This window comes from Acidiphilium cryptum JF-5 (assembly GCF_000016725.1).
GTDB classification, from domain to species: domain Bacteria; phylum Pseudomonadota; class Alphaproteobacteria; order Acetobacterales; family Acetobacteraceae; genus Acidiphilium; species Acidiphilium multivorum.
The window spans coordinates 1575377-1592698 of the sequence record NC_009484.1; the positions used below are offsets into that span (position 1 = coordinate 1575377).

General features: G+C 67.8%; 12 protein-coding genes. 7 read left to right on the forward strand and 5 right to left on the reverse strand.

Translation table 11 applies throughout. The features are described from left to right. The first annotated feature begins 32 nt into the window (after positions 1–32). Positions 33–1319, forward strand: coding sequence for a hydroxyacid-oxoacid transhydrogenase (locus tag ACRY_RS09520; RefSeq protein WP_011942229.1), 1287 nt, complete (start codon positions 33–35; stop codon positions 1317–1319). A gap of 27 nt (positions 1320–1346) precedes the next feature. After that, positions 1347–2135 (forward strand): AttM family quorum-quenching N-acyl homoserine lactonase, encoded by a 789-nt coding sequence (gene attM, locus ACRY_RS09525; RefSeq protein ID WP_007422967.1) that lies wholly within the window; start codon positions 1347–1349, stop codon positions 2133–2135. 79 nt (positions 2136–2214) lie between these two features. Here attM and ACRY_RS09530 read toward each other — a convergent pair whose 3' ends face one another. Both ACRY_RS09530 and ACRY_RS09535 read right to left on the reverse strand, forming a co-directional pair. Further along, positions 2215–2976: an SDR family NAD(P)-dependent oxidoreductase gene (locus ACRY_RS09530; RefSeq protein WP_011942230.1), complete on the reverse strand. Its 762-nt coding sequence runs from the start codon at positions 2974–2976 to the stop codon at positions 2215–2217. 1 nt (position 2977) lies between these two features. Then, the gene (locus ACRY_RS09535) at positions 2978–4000 is read right to left on the reverse strand and encodes an acetamidase/formamidase family protein (protein ID WP_011942231.1); all 1023 of its coding nucleotides are present in this window, start codon (positions 3998–4000) and stop codon (positions 2978–2980) included. 155 nt (positions 4001–4155) lie between these two features. Between ACRY_RS09535 and ACRY_RS09540 the strand changes: the two genes are divergently transcribed. The 3 genes from ACRY_RS09540 (at position 4156) to ACRY_RS09550 (ending at position 7381) form a co-directional block, all read left to right on the forward strand. Then, complete coding sequence (locus ACRY_RS09540) at positions 4156–4932, forward strand: SDR family oxidoreductase (RefSeq protein ID WP_011942232.1); 777 nt, start codon at positions 4156–4158, stop codon at positions 4930–4932. Positions 4933–4951: 19 nt separating this feature from the next. Further along, entirely contained in the window at positions 4952–5662 is a 711-nt protein-coding gene (locus ACRY_RS09545) for an SDR family NAD(P)-dependent oxidoreductase (protein ID WP_011942233.1), read from the forward strand. Between the two features lie 84 nt (positions 5663–5746). Next, entirely contained in the window at positions 5747–7381 is a 1635-nt protein-coding gene (locus ACRY_RS09550) for a long-chain-fatty-acid--CoA ligase (protein WP_011942234.1), read from the forward strand. 16 nt (positions 7382–7397) lie between these two features. On the opposite strand, the gene ACRY_RS09555 is transcribed toward ACRY_RS09550, so the two are convergent. Then, on the reverse strand, positions 7398–12158 hold the full coding sequence (locus ACRY_RS09555; RefSeq protein ID WP_011942235.1) for an NAD-glutamate dehydrogenase: 4761 nt from the start codon (positions 12156–12158) through the stop codon (positions 7398–7400). A gap of 318 nt (positions 12159–12476) precedes the next feature. Between ACRY_RS09555 and ftsH the strand changes: the two genes are divergently transcribed. Beyond that, positions 12477–14378, forward strand: coding sequence for an ATP-dependent zinc metalloprotease FtsH (ftsH, locus tag ACRY_RS09560; protein WP_011942236.1), 1902 nt, complete (start codon positions 12477–12479; stop codon positions 14376–14378). On the opposite strand, the gene ACRY_RS09565 is transcribed toward ftsH, so the two are convergent. Next, positions 14333–14947, reverse strand: a complete 615-nt coding sequence (locus tag ACRY_RS09565) for an endonuclease/exonuclease/phosphatase family protein (protein WP_011942237.1) — start codon at positions 14945–14947, stop codon at positions 14333–14335. The genes ftsH and ACRY_RS09565 overlap by 46 nt on opposite strands. Before the next feature lie 125 nt (positions 14948–15072). Between ACRY_RS09565 and ACRY_RS09570 the strand changes: the two genes are divergently transcribed. After that, positions 15073–16476: a phospholipase D-like domain-containing protein gene (locus ACRY_RS09570; protein ID WP_011942238.1), complete on the forward strand. Its 1404-nt coding sequence runs from the start codon at positions 15073–15075 to the stop codon at positions 16474–16476. Here ACRY_RS09570 and ACRY_RS09575 read toward each other — a convergent pair. Then, positions 16467–17318 carry an alpha/beta hydrolase gene (locus ACRY_RS09575; RefSeq protein WP_011942239.1) on the reverse strand — a complete coding sequence of 284 codons (852 nt, stop codon included), beginning with the start codon at positions 17316–17318 and terminating at the stop codon, positions 16467–16469. The two genes, ACRY_RS09570 and ACRY_RS09575, sit on opposite strands and share 10 nt — an antisense overlap. Positions 17319–17322 lie beyond the last annotated feature (4 nt).

Consider the following 17322-nt stretch of genomic DNA (forward strand, 5'->3'; position numbering starts at 1 on the left):
TGGCCCGCTCACGGCCGAGGATGGAGGAAATCATGAGCCAGACGGCAGACCAGGGCTTCGAAAGCGTCTTCACGCTCGAAGCCACCCAGTTGAAATACGGCATCGGCGCGGCTGACGAACTCGGCTGGGAGGCGAAGCGCCTTGGCCTCCGCCATGTCATCCTCGTCGCCGACCCGATGCTGCACCAGTTCGGCCTGATCGAGCGAATCGAGGGGATCCTCGCCGCCTCCGGCATAACCTTCGACCGGTTCGAGGACATCCATGTCGAGCCGACGATCGACAGTTTCGCCCGCGCCGCCGCCTTCGCGGAGGCGCATCCCTGCGACGGGTTCATCGCCCTCGGCGGCGGCTCGACGATCGACACCGCGAAAGTCGCCAACCTGATCAGCACCCATGGCGGGGCGGTGATCGACTATGTCAACCCGCCGATCGGCGGCGGCAGGAAGCCGCCCGGACCGCTGCGGCCGCTGATCGCGCTGCCCACTACTTCCGGCTCCGGGTCGGAGGCGACCACCGTCGCCGTGCTCGACATCCCCGAACTCAAGGTCAAGAGCGGGATCTCGCACCGCTACATGCGGCCGACCCTCGCGATGGTCGACCCTGCCCTCGCGCGGACGACACCAGCCGGCGTCACCGCCTCGGCCGGGCTCGACGTGATTTGCCACGCGGTCGAGAGCTATATCTCGAAACCGTTCAACCAGCGGCCGAAGCCGGCCTCGCCGGACGATCGCCCGCCCTATCAGGGCTCCAACCCGGTGGCCGATATCTGGTCGCTCCAGGCGATCGAGTTCGGCGGGAAATATCTCGCCCGCGCCGTGGCCGATGGCGAGGATTACGAGGCGCGCGGGACGATGATGCTCGGCGCCACCATGGCCGGCATCGGCTTCGGCACAGCCGGCGTGCACATTCCCCATGCCTGCGCCTATCCGATCGCGGGGCTCAAGCACGTCTATCACGCGCCAGGCTATTCGCGGAACCACGCCTTCGTGCCGCACGGCTTCTCGGTGATCGTCACCTCGCCGGCGGCGTTCCGCTACACCTATGATGCGGCGCCCGAGAAGCATATCCGCGCCGCCAGCCTGTTGCGCGGCCACGATATCGAGAACCCCGGTCCGGACTCGCTGCCCGCGGCACTGATCGACCTGATGAAGGCGGTGGGCGCGCCCTCGGGCATCGCCGAACTCGGCTACACCGAGGCGGATATTCCCGCGATCATCGACGGCGCGCTGAAGCAGCAGCGCCTGCTCGCCGGATCGCCCAAGCCGGTGGATGCCGGCATCCTGGAGACGATACTGCGCCAGTCGATGCGCAACTGGTGAAACGCCAATAACACGAGGGCAAGGAAAATGTCAGACATAAGGCTCTACATGTTCAGCTGCGGCACACTGAAGACCGTGACCGCCTCGATCAAGATGAACCAGGGCAACGATCCCTACGAGATCCCGGTGCCGTGGTTTCTCATCACCCATCCGAAGGGCAACATCGTGATCGATGGCGGCAATGCCGCAGAGGTCGCCGAGGACATGCGGGCGCATTGGGGGGCGGTCTGCGATGTCTATCTGCCGGTGATGACGCGCGAGGAGGCGTGCCTGCCGCAGCTGCAGAAGCTCGGCATCGATCCGGCGAGCGTGCGCTACGTGCTGCAATCGCATCTGCATCTCGACCATACCGGGGCGATCGGCCGCTTCCCGAACGCGACCCATCTCGTGCAGCGGGCGGAATACGAATATGCCTATACGCCGGACTGGTTCGCCGCCGGCGGCTACATCCGCAAGGATTTCGACAAGCCCGGCCTGAAATGGCAGTTCCTCAACGGCACCGCCGATGATTTCTACGATCTCTACGGCGATGGCGTGATCCGCACCGTCTTCACCCCCGGCCATGCGCCCGGGCATCAGTCGTTCCTGGTCACGCTGCCGAAGACCGGACCGATGCTGCTGACGGTGGATGCGGCCTATACGACCGATCACTGGGATGAAAAGGCGCTGCCGGGCTTCCTCGCCAGCACGGTCGATACGGTGCGCTCGGTGCAGAAACTGCGCACGCTCGCGGAGAAGACCGGTGCGACGGTGGTCACCGGTCACGACCCGATCGCCTGGCCGAGCTTCAAGCACGCGCCTGGCTATTACGACTGAACCTGGCTCATTGCTGAAATGACAAACCCGCCCGGAGATGATCCGGGCGGGTTTTCTTTTGGTTATTGACGGCGCGCGATCAGAACTGCACGCCACGGGTCAGCGCGCCGTCGACCACCAGGTTGGTGCCGGTGACGAAGCTCGCCGCGGGGCTGGCGAGGAACACCACGCCGCGCGCCACCTCGTCTGGCCGGCCCATGCGGCCGGTCGGGTTGAGGGCGAGAGCCTCCTTGAATAGCGCCGGATTGCCATGCTCGATCTTTTCCCACACGCCGCCGGGGAAATAGGTATTGCCCGGCGAGAGCGCGTTGACGCGGATGCCCTTGCCCGCGAGTTGGAACGACAGCCCCTTGGCGTAATGGATCAGCGCCGCCTTGAACACGCCATAGGGGCCGGCGGCGAAATCCACCTCGCGGCCCGACACCGAGGAAATCACCACGATCGATGCCGCGCCGGATTTTTCGAGGAACGGCATCGCCGCGTTCACCGCGGTGACCGTGCCCATCATGTCGGTCTCGAATTCCGCCCGCCAGGAGGCCTCGTCCTGCCCGATCGACAGCGCCGAGACATTGGCGACGACGATGTCGATCCCGCCGAACTCCACACCGACATCGGCGATCCAGGTCGCCAGCGCAGCATGATCCGAAACGTCCACCGCGCGGCCGGTGGCGCGCACGCCCGCGCGGCGCAGCTCCGCCACCGCGCTTTCGACCTCCTGCGCGCTGCGCGCGCAGATCGCGACATCGGCGCCTTCCTGCGCCAGCAGCTCGGCCACGGAACGGCCGATCCCCTTGGTGCCGCCGGTAATGACGGCGCGTTTGCCCTTCAGTCCGAGATCCATGTCAGCCTGTCTCCCCGTCAATATATTTCTTCAGAATGCCGGCGCCGACCGTATAGTTCGGGTCGACGAAATTGCCGAGACGCACCCGGCCGCACTGGCTCAGCATCATGTAGGCGTCCCACCGCCCGAATCCATATTCCGCCTCGAGCCAGAGGATGAGGTCGCGATAGGCGATGCGCGTCGCATCCTCCAGCGGCCGCGCGGAGCCGATCGCCATGATGAAATCCTCGCGCTCCAGCCGCGGCCATTCGAGCGCCCAGTTCTTGATCAGGTCGACGCGGATGGTGGTTTCCGAGGCATATTCAACCGCCGTGCCGCACACCTCGCCATCGCCCTGGCAGGCATGGGCATCGCCGATGAACAGCCGCGCGCCCGGCGAGCGGACCGGCAGGTAGGTGATACTGCCCGGCCCCATGTCCGGCAGGTCCATGTTGCCGCCATGCGATCCCGGCGTCAGCGAGTTGATGCTGTCGATTTCCGGCGAGGTGGAGAGCGTGCCGATATGCGGCGCATAGGGCAGCACGACGCGCGCGCTCCAGCGCACCTCCTTCTCGTTGACCGGCACCTTGCGGGTGATTTCGGGCAGCGGCGGATTCAGCGTCGCGGTGAGCGCGGTGCCGGTGAGCGCACCGAATTGCGGAATCATGCAGCAGGTGCCGTGCGGATCCTCGCCGCGCGGGCGCATCCGCTCGATATGCACGGCGATCGCGTCGCCCGGTTCCGCGCCCTCGATCATGATCGGCCCGTTCTGCGGATTGACGAAGGGCATGCGCAGGCGGCGGCTCGGCTTGTCCCGCTCGGTGCGGATCGCGCCCTCGAAGGCATCGCGCGTCTCGACCACGATGCGATCGCCCGGTTCGACTGTCAGCACGGGTTCGGAATAGGGGCCGATCGTGTAGTGATACTGGCCCTGCATTTCCTCTGTCAGCTTGTGGACACGCGGCTTGCGGGCCCAGCCGACGCCCCGCCGCGCCACGATTGAATTCGAAATCCAGTGATTGGCCCTGGCCACTTCCACCTCCATCACCAACGGAACGTGCTCACCCGCATATATGCCGGATTGCGCAAGCGATGATGCAGTGTTTGCCGCGCGGGCGCAATTGCGTTCTCCGCCTCGTGCGCCCACATCCCGCGCGTGCATTCGTACCATGACGAAACAGTTCACCGAAGGAGAAAACAATGGATCTGTCGCTCGCGGGAAAGCGCGTTCTCGTCACTGGCGGCTCGAAGGGCATCGGCTTCGCCTGCGCCGCTGCATTCATAGCCGAGGGCGCGGAGGTCGCCATCTGCTCGCGGCAGCAGGCCAATCTCGAAGCCGCCAAAGCGACGCTGCGCCTGCGCGCCGCGCTATCTGCCGACCTGACTGACGCCGCGTCAGCGGACGCGATGATTAAGGCGGCGGAAGCCGAACTCGGCCCGATCGACATTCTCGTCAACAGCGCCGGCGCGGCACGGCGCACCCCGCCCGACGAACTGACGCCGGCACATTGGCGGGCTGCGATGGACGCCAAATATTTCAGCTATATCAACGTGATCGATCCGCTGGTGAAGCGCATGGCCGCGCGCGGCGGCGGGGTGATCGTCAACGTGATCGGCAATGGCGGCAAGATTGCCTCGCCCGTGCATCTGGCCGGCGGGGCGGCGAACGCGGCGCTGATGCTGGCAACCGCCGGGCTCGCGACCGCCTATGCGAAACAGGGGGTGCGCGTGGTCGGCCTCAATCCGGGACTGACAGAGACCGGGCGCGTCGCCGAGGGCCTCGCCTCGGATGCGCGGCTCGCCGGCATCAGCATCGACGAGGCGCGCGCCCGCGGCATTGCCCGGATTCCCCTCGGCCGGATGGCAACGCCGGAGGAAATCGCCAATACGGTGCTGTTTCTCGCCTCGCCCCGCGCCAGCTATGTGACGGGCGTCAACATCACGATGGACGGCGCCACCACCGCCTGTGTCGTATGACAACGAAAGGTCAGATGGAATGACAGATCAGTCCGGGCCGCGTTATCGCCGCGCCCTGATCGTCGGCGCCGGCAGCGGGCTGAGCGCCGCCCTCGCCCGCCGCTTCGCCGCACAGGGGATGAGCGTCGCGCTCGCCGCGCGCAATCCCGACAAGCTCGCGCCGCTCTGTGCCGATATCGGGGCGAAATCCTTCGCCTGCGATGCCGCCGACGCGGCGGCGGTCGCAGGGCTATTCGAGCAGGTGGAAGCCGGCGGCGGCACGCCGGATGTGGTGGTCTACAACGCCTCCGGCCGGGTGCGCGGCCCGGTCGCCTCACTCGATCCCGAGGCGGTTGCGCGCGCCCTCGCGGTTTCGGCCTTCGGCGGCTTTCTCGTCGGCCAGCACGCGGCGCGGCGGATGCTGGACGCCGGAAACGGCGCCATCCTGTTCACCGGCGCCTCGGCCAGCGTGAAGGGCTATGCGGAGTCGGCCGCCTTCGCGATGGGCAAGTTCGCCCTGCGTGGCCTTGCCCAGAGCATGGCACGGGAACTCGCGCCGAAGGGCATCCATGTCGCACATTTCGTCATCGATGGCGGCATCCGCTCCGCCAGCCGCCCGGTGCCGGCGGATGCGCCGGACAGCCTGCTCGACCCGGAGGCCATCGCCGAGACCTATCTTCATGTCCTGCACCAGCCACGCAGCGCCTGGACCTGGGAGATCGAACTCAGGCCCTGGGTCGAGCGGTTCTGACCGGCCGCATCGTCCGGCGATTGCGCGCGCCGGTGGTTTGAAGCATGTTTCGCGCACAAAGAATCCAAAGAATGGGAGCCGTCCATGCTGGGCCTGATGCAGCACCACGACCTGATGATCTCGGACTTTCTGGTCCACGCCGCCCGGCATCGTCCGCGGGCGGAAATCGTCTCCCGCCTCGCCGGCGGCATTCATCGCCAGACCTGGGTGGATACGGCGCGGCGGGCCCGCCAGCTCGCTCGCGCGCTTGGCCGGCTCGGTGTGCGGCCGGGGGATCGCGTCGCCACTCTCGCCTGGAACAACCACCGCCATGTCGAGCTCTATTTCGCGATTTCCGGCTCGGGCGCCGTGGTCAACACCGTCAATCCGCGCCTGGCGCCCGACGACATCGCCTATATCCTCGAACACGCCGAGGATGGCGTGCTGTTCGCCGAGGCGGATTTCGCATCCCTGGTGGAGCAGGTCGCCGGCAAGCTGCCGCCGGGCCTGCTCCGCCAGGTGGTGTTTCTCTGCGACGCGGCGGACCTGCCCGGCATCGCCCTGCCCGCCGGCGTTGCGATCACCGATTACGAAAGCCTGATCGACGCCGAGACCGACGAATACGACTGGCCCCGGTTCGACGAGCGGACCGCCAGCGGCCTCTGCTACACCTCGGGCACGACGGGACGGCCGAAGGGCGTGCTCTACACCCATCGCTCCACCGTGCTGAAGGCGATGGCGGTGAACGCGGCGGATGCGATCGGCCTCAAGGCGGCCGACCGGCTGATGCCGGTGGTGCCGATGTTCCATGTCAACGCCTGGTCCCTGCCCTACGCCGCCGCCGCCGCCGGCACCTCGCTGGTCATGCCGGGGCGGTTCCTCGACGGGCAGAGCCTTTACGAACTCATCGAGGCCGAACACGTCACCTGCGCCTCCGGCGTGCCGACGGTCTGGCTCGGCGTGCTCGCCCATATCCGCAAGACCGGGGGGCGGTTCAGCACACTCGAGCGTATGATCGTTGGCGGATCGGCCTGTCCGGAAGCGCTGTTCGACGCGTATGACGAACTCGGCGTCACCATCGTCCACGCCTGGGGCATGACCGAGAGCAGCCCGATCGCCACGGTGGCGACCCCGGTGCCCGGCGTCGATGCCGCGACCGCGCGGCGGCAGCGGCTGAGCCAGGGGCGGGTGCTGTTCGGGATCGACCTGCGGGCGCGGCGCGGCGCCGAGGAAGTGCCGTGGGACGGCGAGACCGCCGGCGACATCGAGCTGCGCGGCCACTGGGTGACCACCGGCTATTACCGGATGCCGAAAGGCACGACCGAGGACGGCTGGTTTCCCACCGGCGATGTCGGGATGATCGATCCCGACGGGTTCGTGATCCTCACCGATCGAAGCAAGGACCTGATCAAGTCGGGCGGCGAGTGGATCAGCTCGATCGACATCGAGAACATCGCGGTCAGCCATCCGGCGGTGGCCGAGGCGGCGGCGATCGCGGCGAAACACCCGAAATGGGATGAGCGGCCGGTGGTGATCGTCGCGTTGAAGCCAGGCGCGAGCGCCACTCGCGAGGAACTGCTCTCGGTCTATGAGGGCAAGGTCGCGCGCTGGGCAGTGCCGGACGACGTGATCTTCGTCGACGAGTTGCCGCACGGCGCGACGGGCAAGCTGCTCAAGACCGAATTACGCGCGCGATTCGCCAACCATCTGATCGAGAAGCCGGACGGCGCCGCTACCTGAGCGGCGCCGTCCGGCTTCAGCCGCGCAGCCGGCGGAGCCCCCGCACGGCGACGATCAGGGCGGCGAGATCGGGCATCAGCGCCACATCATGCGCGAGCGCGATGGCGCTCTCGGCCGGGCGACCCAACGCGAAACGCAGCGCCGCCGGATCGCCGCCGCCGTCGAGCGCCGCTTCCACCAGGGCGCCCTGGATTTCGTTCAGCTCGTCCGCCAGCGCGGCGACGGCCCGCGTCGTCCAGCCGCCCGCGGTCGGAACGGCGCCAAGGGCCGCACGCAACGGGTTCAGCGCGAACACCTCGCCGGCATCCGTCCAGACCGCGCGGACCATTTCGATCGCCCGGTCGTGCCGGGCCGCGAGCCGCACCACGATCGGCGCCACCATCAGCTCCGGCAGCGCCACCGTGAAGGTCGCGAGCGGCAGCGGAACGCCATGCGCGGTCAGGGCTTGCACGTCCTCGGACTCCTCAAGCCGGGCACAGGCCGAGGCGGCCAGATCCGCGAGGCCGAAGCGCAGAGCCTCGACCTCGTCGCCGATCGGCCCCAGAGGCGGGCCGGCCAGCAGGGTGCGCGCGGCGGCTTCCTGCAGGCGGCGCAGAGCGAAAAGCATCCCGAGGCGCTGCGCCGCCGGCACCGCCATGCCCAGCGCCTCGATCTCACGGTAGCGGGACGGCAGGTCGAACGCGGCGGAGGCGATCAGCGCCGCGCAGGCTATCGCCGGCGGTTCCTGCCCGGATTCGAGCGCGATCCGCCCGAAAGCCGCGGCCCCCATCCGGTTGATCAGTTCGTTGGTCACCGCCGTGCCGATCAGCGCACGCCGCAACCGGTGGCCGTCGATTTCCGCCCGGAACCGCTCGCGCAGCGTGTGCGGAAAGTAATCGGCCAGCAGGTGCCCGAGCGCCGGTTCGTCGACCAGCGGCGAAGCATCGATCATCGCGCCGACATGCAGCTTGGCGTGTGCCATCAGGGTGCAGAGCTCGGGCCGGGTCAGGGCTTGGCCAGAAGCCGCGCGCGCGGCCATCGCCGCCGCGTCCGGCAGGCCGGCCACTGCGCGGTCGAGCACGCCGGCTGCTTCCAGCTGGCTCATCAGCGCGTTCTGCGCCGGGAGATCGGCAGCACCGCCGAGCGCATCGAGCGAGATCGCCTGCGACTGCTGGTGATTGTCGCGCAGCACGAGCGCCGCCACCTCGTCCGTCATCGAGCCCAGCAGGTCGACGCGCTGGTGCGCCGTGAGCTTGCCGGCCTCCATCACGCTCGCCAGCAGGATCTTGATGTTCACCTCGTGGTCGGAGGTCGAAACACCAGCGGAATTGTCGAGGGCATCGGTATTGAGCCGCACGCCGGCCTGCGCTGCCTCGATCCGTCCCGCCTGGGTGACGCCGAGATTGGCGCCCTCGCCGACGACCCGGGCGCGGATGTGTCGGCCATCGACGCGAATGGCATCGTTCGCGCGGTCGCCGGCATCGGCCTGGCTTTCCGTTCCCGCCTTCACATAGGTGCCGATCCCGCCGAAATAGAGCAGATCGACCCGCATGGTCAGGATGGCGCGCAGAACAAGCTCGGGCTCGTGCGCGCCGGCCTCGAGGCCGAGCATAGAGGCCGCCGCGGCACTCAGCGTCACCGTTTTCGCGTTGCGCGGGAACACGCCGCCGCCCTCGCTGATCAGCGCGGGGTCGTAATCCGCCCATGACGAGCGCTTCAGCCCGAACAGCCGTCGGCGTTCCTCGTAGCTCTTCGCCGGATCAGGATCGGGATCGAGGAAGATATGGCGATGATCGAATGCGGCCAGCAGCTTCGTGTGACGGCTGACCAGCAGGCCGTTGCCGAAGACGTCGCCCGACATGTCACCGACGCCGGCACAGGTGAAGTCCTCGCGCTGAATGTCGTGACCCAATTCGTCAAAATGCCGCGCGATGTTCACCCAGGCACCGCGCGCGGTGATGCCCATCGCCTTGTGGTCGTAGCCGACCGAGCCGCCGGAGGCGAAGGCATCGCCCAGCCAGAAGCCGCGCGAGACGGCGATCTCGTTGGCGATGTCGCTGAAGGTCGCGGTGCCCTTGTCGGCGGCGACGACGAGATAGGGGTCGTCGCCATCGCGCCGGACGATGCGCGGCGGGGCGACCACCGTGCCGCCCGCCAGATTGTCCGTCACATCGAGCATCGCATTGATGAGCAGCCGGTAGCAGGCGATGCCCTCGGCCATGAACGCCTCGCGATCGGCATTCGCATCGCCGGTCGGCGTCGGCGGGCGCTTGAGCACGAACCCGCCCTTCGCCCCGACCGGCACGATGACGACGTTCTTGACCATTTGTGCCTTCATCAGGCTCAGAATTTCCGTGCGGAAATCATCCCGCCGGTCCGACCAGCGGATGCCGCCGCGCGCGATCATGCCGCCGCGCAGATGGCAGCCCTCCATCCGAGCGCCATGCACGAAGATCTCGAACATCGGCCGCGGCAGCGGCATGTCGCCGGCGCGCGCGCTGTCGATCTTGAGGGCGATCACCGGCGTTGCGGCATCGTGGAAATTGGTGCGCAGCACCGCGTCCAGCAGCCGGCGGTAGCGGCGGAGGATGCGATCTTCCTCGGGGCTGGCAACGGCATCGAGCAGGTCGCGCCAGCGCGCATCCAGCGCCGCCTCGGCCTCCGGATCGCGATTCCGGTCAGGATCGAAGCGGATGTGGAACAGTTCGACCAGCAGCCGGGTCGCCGCCGGATTGGCGGCAAGCGCCGCCTCCACCGCATTCTGGCTGAACGGCGCGCGCACCTGGCGGCACCATTTGAACATGGCGCGCATCAGCCATACTTCGCGCCAGTCGAGCCCGGCGCGCAGGATCAGGCGGTTGAATCCATCGACCTCGGCCCGGTGGTCCGATTCGGCCTCGATTGCCTCCAGCACCGCGCTGGCCCGTCCGGTCAGGTCGAAGGCCTCGCGATCCGCGGTCTCCAGCGTGAGGCGCTGAAGCATGACCGCGCCGCCGCGGGCAGCGAGCCGGTAAGGCACCTCCTCGATCACCCGCAGGCCAAGGCTTTCGATCAGCGGCACGATGTCCGAGAGCGGCACGGCCTCGCCGGCGCGGAACAGCTTGAGCACCACGCGGTCGTCCGCCATGCCGAACGGCCGCACAAGGGCGAGGCGGAACCGGCCGGCGGCGCGCGCCGCGGCGGCAGCCTCGATGTCGCGCACGGCGATATGGGCCGGGGTGGATGCCGCATATTCCGGCGGGAAAGCATCGCCCCATTCGGCAAGGGTCGCCGCCGCCGTCACATCGCCCTGTTCGCCGGTCAGCGCGTCGGCCAGTCTTTCTCGGAAACTGCGCGCGGCCTCTTTCATTGCGGCCTCGAGCGCCGCGACATCCAGTGCCCGGGCCCGCTTGGGGTCAGCGGCGATGATGAAATTCACCCGTGCCAGCGGCCCGTCACCCATCGCGGTCGCGTAACCGACCAGTTCGCCGCCGGCGGCACGGTTGATCATGCCGGAGAGCGCGTGGCGCAGCGCGGTATCGAACCGATCGCGCGGGACGAACACGATGGCGGAGATGTGCCGCCCGAACGGATCCCGACGCAGGAACAGCGCCAGTTCCGGCCGCACCTGCAGCCCCATCACCCGCATCGCTGCGGCGAGGATTTCATCGGGCAGGCCCTGGAAAAGGTCGTCCCGCGGCCAGGTATCGAGAATGTGCCGCAGCGCGCGGCCGTCATGCCCCGAGGGATCGACGCCGGAGTCCTGCATGATCCGCTCAACCTTTTCGCGCAGCATGGGGATGCTGCGAGGGTTGCGGTTGTAGGAGTCCGGGGCGAACAGGCCGGCGAACAGGGTGAGGCCAACCGGGTGGCCGCTCGCATCGCAGGTCTTCACCACGACGACGTCATAAAGTTGGGCGCGCTGCACGCGGCTGCTGATATCGGCCTTGGCCACCGCCACGCGGTCGAACCGCGCGAGCGCCTCCTCGGCCACCGCGCGCCAGGCAGCGGCATCGCGCAGGATGTCGAACAGGGCGACGTCATCCGCGCGCAGCACGCCGAGTCCCGCGCCATCCGGCACGAGCGCGTAATCGCGCCCGAGTCCGATCTCCTGCAGCCCAAGCAGGATGAAATTGTCATTGGCGATCCAGCCGAGCAAGTCGCGCTCCGGCCCCTCGGCAAGAGCGGCGAAACGCTCGTGCAGGCGCTGGTGCATTGCCTCCGCATCGGCGACGGCGGCGGTGGCATCCTGCATCGCGCGGCGAATGTCCTGGGCGATCGCATCGAGCCGGGTCGGATCGGTTTCGGGGCCGAAGGCGATCTGGATCATCGACTCTGGCCGGCCCGCGCCGATCCCGCGCAGCGCGCCGTCCGCGTCGCGCTCGACCGTGAGCACCGGATGGACCAGGGCATGAACAGGCTGTTCCAGGCTTTGCAGCACCGCAAGAGCGGATTCCACAAGAAATGGGCGGTCGTCGTTGATCAGTTCCAGCACGGCATTGGCGTTGCCCCAGCCTGCGCCGCCGCCGCGCGGATTGAACACGCGCAGCAGGCTTTCACCCGGCCGCCGCTCCTGCGCGAAGGACCAGAGCGAGAGTGCCGCCGCCGCGACGTCCTCCGCGGGCCGGGCTGCGAGATCGGCTGTGGCGATGCCCGCTGCGTAATGATCGAGAAAACCGCAGGCCGCGTCCGCGAGGGGGCCTTGCAGGCTGCGCCGAATTGCGCCGGCGATCCCATCGAGCAGCGCATCGCGGCCTGGTCCGTGGCGCACGGTCACCGATCCTTGGCCCCGCCCCGTCGCGTCGTTCGCCGGGCTCATGACCGAACTCCCGATAATCCCGCTCCATAGCCAGAAGCGGACGCCGCCTTCACCGGCATCGATCTGGCGCCCGGCGCCGCAACGATCATCCCAAACCTGGCCGCGGACTCGAGCATGACGTGTTCCCCTTCGTCTGCCGTGTCGTTGAACTGTCGAACCGGTCCGACGCCTTGTCAATTCACGTCTGACCGGCGGCAGCTCCGCATGAAATTTCGTTCTTTATTGATAATAATTCAACGAAACCGTCATTTGATCCCGCTCAAGGCGGGACCGGAGATCGCTGCTAAACTGGCGGGACAATTTCCGGGTCGGACGGATATGGACATCAAGCGCGAGCACAAGATCAATTTCTGGTTTCTCATCGCCGCCGTGATCGGTGTGCTGCTGATCCAGAACCTCCTCACCCGTCCGCCAGACGTGAAGGTGATTCCTTACAGCGAATTCCTCACCCTTGCGAAGTCGGGGGGTGTTGCCGACCTCCGGATCGACCAGGATAGGATCACCGGCCGCTTCACCAAGCCGCCAGCGAAAACACCGGCGACATTCGAGACCAACAGGGTCGAACCGGCGCTAGCCGCGACACTCGAAAAGACCGGGATCAGCTTCGCGGCGACGCCGGGGCCCACCCTGCTCGAGCGCGCGCTTGGCTGGGTGCTGCCGATCTTCCTCTTCGCGTTCATCTGGCTGTTCCTGATCCGCCGCATGTCCGGGGAGTCCGGTGTCGGCGGCATGATGTCGATCGGCAAAAGCCGGGCGAAAATCTATGTCGAGAAGGATATCAAGGTGACCTTTGCCGACGTTGCCGGCGTCGACGAGGCGAAGGCCGAGCTACAGGAAGTGGTCGATTTCCTCCGGAATCCGAAGGAATACGGCCGCCTCGGCGCGCGCGTTCCCAAGGGGATCCTGCTGGTTGGCCCGCCAGGAACAGGCAAGACGCTGCTCGCGCGCGCCGTCGCCGGCGAGGCCGGCGTGACCTTCTTCTCGATTTCGGGATCGGAATTCGTCGAGATGTTCGTCGGCGTCGGCGCGGCCCGCGTGCGCGACCTGTTCGAGCAGGCGCGACGGCAGGCGCCGGCGATCGTCTTCATCGACGAACTCGATGCGCTCGGCCGCGCGCGTGGCGGCATTTTCACCGGCGGCGGGCACGACGAGAAAGAGCAGACGCTGAACCAGTTGCTGACCGAACTCGACGGGTTCGACAGCAGCACCGGCGTCGTTCTCCTTGCCGCGACCAACCGCCCCGAAATTCTCGACGCGGCGCTGCTGCGTGCAGGTCGGTTCGACCGCCAGGTGCTGGTCGACCGGCCGGACCGCAAGGGACGCATTGCCATCCTGACCATCCATGCGAAGCGCATCACCCTCGCTCCGGATGTCTCGATCGAGCAGGTCGCGGCGCTGACGCCGGGCTTCACCGGCGCGGATCTCGCCAATCTGGTGAACGAGGCCGCGCTGCTCGCCACCCGGCGCCGGGCCGATGCCGTGACGCTGGAGGATTTCAACCAGGCGATCGAGCGCATCGTCGCCGGGCTGGAGAAGCGCAACCGGCTGCTCAACCCGCACGAGCGGGACATCGTCGCCCATCACGAAACCGGCCATGCGCTTGTCGCCATGGCGCTGCCGGGCGCCGATCCTGTGCAGAAGATCTCGATCATCCCGCGCGGGATCGCCGCCCTCGGCTACACCATCCAGCGCCCGCTGGAGGACCGTTACCTGATGGACCGGCGGGAACTGTTCCAGCGGATGACGGTGCTGCTGGCGGGCCGCGCCGCCGAATCCCTGGTATTCGACGAGGTTTCGACCGGGGCGGCGGATGACTTCGTGAAGGCCACCGAGATCGCCCGCAGCATGGTGCTGCGCTATGGCATGGTGCCGGAACTCGGCCTCGTGGCCTATGAAACGGACTCAGGCAGCGCCTGGCTCGGCGGTGCCTCGGCCACCGATCTCAGGCCACGCCGCTACGGCGAGCAGACGGCGGATGCGATCGACGCCGCGGTGCGGGATATTCTCGATACAGCGTTCGAGGCGGCGCGTCTCATCCTGCGGCAGAATCGTGCCCTGCTCGACGAGGTGGCAGATGATCTGCTGCGGCGGGAAACGCTCGCTGCCGCCGATCTGCAGCTCATCGCCGCACGGGTGATCCGGCCTGCTGCCCTGCCCTTCCTGCCCGCGCCGGATCAGCCTTCGGCGGCGGCGGCGGCGAGTGTCACCACGATCGGGTGATGATCGGAACTGCCGCGGCCGAGCACCCGGGCCTCATGCGCGTGCAGGTCGCGCACCATGCAACGGTCGAGCCGGAACGGCACCATCTCGCCGGCGCGGCAGGTGGTCTGCCTCGGGCCGACATCTCGATATCCCCTGAGCCGGATCGGGCCCACCGCATTGTAGTCGCCAACGATCACCGCCGGGCCGTCGATCTGCCGGGCGATATGGCGAAGCTGCAGGCGGTTGAGCATCTGCCCGTGCGAGAGATGGACGTTGGCGAAGGTGATTCCCTGCGCCTCCACCAGCAGGGCGAGGCGCGGCGGCACCCTTCCGGGCATGACCGAAGCCGGCAACCGCACCGTGCCGGGCTCAGCCAGCGGTGCGGGACTCCAGACGGCAAGCCCGTAGATCCGCCCCTGCATCGGCGCGCGATAGAACCATCCGCCGCAAAGATCGGTGACCTGGGCAATCGACTCGGTCGCTTCCTGCATCAGCATCAGGTCGGGCCGGTAATCCTCGATCAGCGCCGCGACCTCGCGGGCCTCGGCGCCCACGCGGCGGAGCAGGTTCCAGCTGATCAGGCGCATCGGCAAACCTCCCTTAGAGCACGCCGTCAGGCCGGCTGACGGCAGGACAATGCGAATGATATGGTAGCCTCCCCGCCCATCTTGTGTATGCATGGCGGCATGGCAGCCAATGACGAACGGCGCGGATGCGGCCGCTGATTTTCCTGCTCCTGCTGATTCATTGCGGAGTCGCCTTGGCGGTGACGCGGCACGCGCTGCTGCGCAAGGCGGATGTACGGGCGGCCCTCGGCTGGATCGCGATCGCCTGGCTGTCGGCAGTGATTGGCGGCCCGCTTTACCTTGCCTTCGGCATCAACCGGATCAACCGGCGCGCGAGCCGCCTCTCCGTCCGCACCGACTCGCTCGATGTCAGTTTCGGCGAAGCGACACCGCCCGACGCGCAACCCGCCATACAGGCGCTCGCCCGGGTCGGCCAGCGGGTCACCGGCGTTCCCCTGCAATCGGGCAACGCCGTTGCCATCCACCACGGCGGATCCAAGGCCTATCCGGCGATGCTGGAGGCAATCCGCGCGGCACGACACAGCATCGCACTCGCATCCTACATTTTCCGCGATGACCGCGTCGGCCGGACCTTCGTCGCCGCCCTTGCCGCGGCGCATGAGCGGGGGGTCGAGGTTCGTGTGCTGATCGATGGCGTTGGCGGCGGCTATCTGCGCGCGCCCGCCTTTCGCGCGCTGCGACGAGCCGGTGTGCCCTGCGCGAAGTTCCTGCACAGCTGGGCGCCATGGCGGATGCCGCTGCTGAACCTGCGCAACCACAAGAAGCTGCTGGTGATCGACGGCGGCGCCGGCTTCACCGGCGGGCTGAACATCGGCGCCGAGAATCTCGCCCCCGACGATCCGTCCGACCGGGTGGACGATGTTCACCTTCGCGTGGAAGGGCCGGCCACACGGCAACTGATGGCCAGCTTCGCCCAAGACTGGCTGTTCACAACCGGCGAGACGCTCGAAGGTCCGGCCTGGTGGCCGCAGATCGGCGAGGCCGGCGTGACGCCGGCGCGGGGCATCCGCTCCGGACCGGATGGCGACCTGTTCAACCTCGAGACGATTCTCGGTGCTGCGATCACCCTTGCGGAACGGCGGATCAGGATCGTCACCCCCTATTTCCTGCCTGATCCGCAGCTGGAGTTCGCCCTTGCCCAGGCCGCGCTCCGCGGGGTCGAGTTGCAGATCGTGATCCCGGAGCGGAGCGATCACCGGTTGATGGACTGGGCGATGCGCGCGCATCTGCGCTTCTTCCGCGCCATCCGCCCGCATGTGCGGCTCGGCGCAGCGCCATTCAACCACGCCAAGCTGGTGACGGTGGACGGCGCCTGGTGCCTGATCGGCAGCTCGAACTGGGACACGCGGAGCCTGCGGCTCAATTTTGAGTTCGATCTCGAATGCTACGATCCGGTCGTCTGCGCCAGGATCGACGCGTTGATCGACTCGAAAATGGCGGCGGCGGCACCGTTACGGCAGGGGCTCGAGACAGGGCCATTCGCGCCGCTACGCGACGCGGCCGCGCGCTTGCTCCTGCCCTATCTCTGAGGCAACAGGCCGAGCGTGGCTCTCGTCAGTTCCCCATCCGGCCGACGCAGCTGATCGAGGATGGTGAAATGGTCGGCGCCGGCCACAGGCAGGAGCGGCCCCGGCGCATGACTGGCGGCACGCAGGGCGTGCAGATCGCGGCTGTCGGTAACCAGCGCCGCCAGTTCACGCGTGCCGTAGGCGATCGCGAGGGGCTTGTTCACGACCGGCAGGCGCAGGGGCGACAGCGTCGCGGCTTCCTCGTCGGTCAGGCGCAGCTTCTCGTTGAGGTAGGTGTCGCGCAGCGGCCCGAGTTCGAACACGCCGGAAATGGCAAACCCCGCCGTCACCCGCGGATGGCGCAGCCCCATCGCCGCGAGATGCCCGCCGGCAGACCAACCCGACAGCACGACCGGGCCAGCGACGCCGTGCGCGGCGCCATGTCCCGCCAGCCAATCCAGCGCCTGGTGGATTTCGGCGACAATGTCCGCCAGCGTGATCTCGGGTGCCAGGGTATAGCCTGGCAGGGCACAGGACCAGCCATGGGCGCGCACCCCCTCGGCCAGGCAGGCGAAATCCTCGCGCCGGTTTCGCTGCCAGTAGCCACCGTGGATGAACACGAGGCAGGGGGCGTTGGGATCTTCCGCGGCGTAGATGTCCCAGAGATTGCGCTCACGCGGGCCGTACCGCAGATCGAGCCCGGCGGCATGGCGGGCGCGGAATTCACGCGAGGCGGCGATCCGTGCCTCGTTCAGCGCCGGGCTTTCGGGAACGGCCGCCGAATTGTCATAGGCGCGGTCACGCTCCGCCCGGCTCATCCGGCCCCATTCGGCACAGAGTCCGCGCAGATGCGGCGTGGTCATGTGG

What these genes read in the sequence shown, in the direction of transcription:
- ACRY_RS09570 (WP_011942238.1), top strand. Translation starts at nt 15,073, where the DNA reads ATGCGGCCGCTGATTTTCCTGCTCCTGCTGATTCATTGCGGAGTCGCC.
- attM (WP_007422967.1), top strand. Translation starts at nt 1,347, where the DNA reads ATGTCAGACATAAGGCTCTACATGTTCAGCTGCGGCACACTGAAGACC.
- ACRY_RS09530 (WP_011942230.1), bottom strand. Translation starts at nt 2,976, where the DNA reads ATGGATCTCGGACTGAAGGGCAAACGCGCCGTCATTACCGGCGGCACC.
- ACRY_RS09575 (WP_011942239.1), bottom strand. Translation starts at nt 17,318, where the DNA reads ATGACCACGCCGCATCTGCGCGGACTCTGTGCCGAATGGGGCCGGATG.
- ACRY_RS09535 (WP_011942231.1), bottom strand. Translation starts at nt 4,000, where the DNA reads ATGGAGGTGGAAGTGGCCAGGGCCAATCACTGGATTTCGAATTCAATC.
- ftsH (WP_011942236.1), top strand. Translation starts at nt 12,477, where the DNA reads ATGGACATCAAGCGCGAGCACAAGATCAATTTCTGGTTTCTCATCGCC.
- ACRY_RS09540 (WP_011942232.1), top strand. Translation starts at nt 4,156, where the DNA reads ATGGATCTGTCGCTCGCGGGAAAGCGCGTTCTCGTCACTGGCGGCTCG.
- ACRY_RS09545 (WP_011942233.1), top strand. Translation starts at nt 4,952, where the DNA reads ATGACAGATCAGTCCGGGCCGCGTTATCGCCGCGCCCTGATCGTCGGC.
- ACRY_RS09520 (WP_011942229.1), top strand. Translation starts at nt 33, where the DNA reads ATGAGCCAGACGGCAGACCAGGGCTTCGAAAGCGTCTTCACGCTCGAA.
- ACRY_RS09565 (WP_011942237.1), bottom strand. Translation starts at nt 14,947, where the DNA reads ATGCGCCTGATCAGCTGGAACCTGCTCCGCCGCGTGGGCGCCGAGGCC.
- ACRY_RS09550 (WP_011942234.1), top strand. Translation starts at nt 5,747, where the DNA reads ATGCTGGGCCTGATGCAGCACCACGACCTGATGATCTCGGACTTTCTG.
- ACRY_RS09555 (WP_011942235.1), bottom strand. Translation starts at nt 12,158, where the DNA reads ATGAGCCCGGCGAACGACGCGACGGGGCGGGGCCAAGGATCGGTGACC.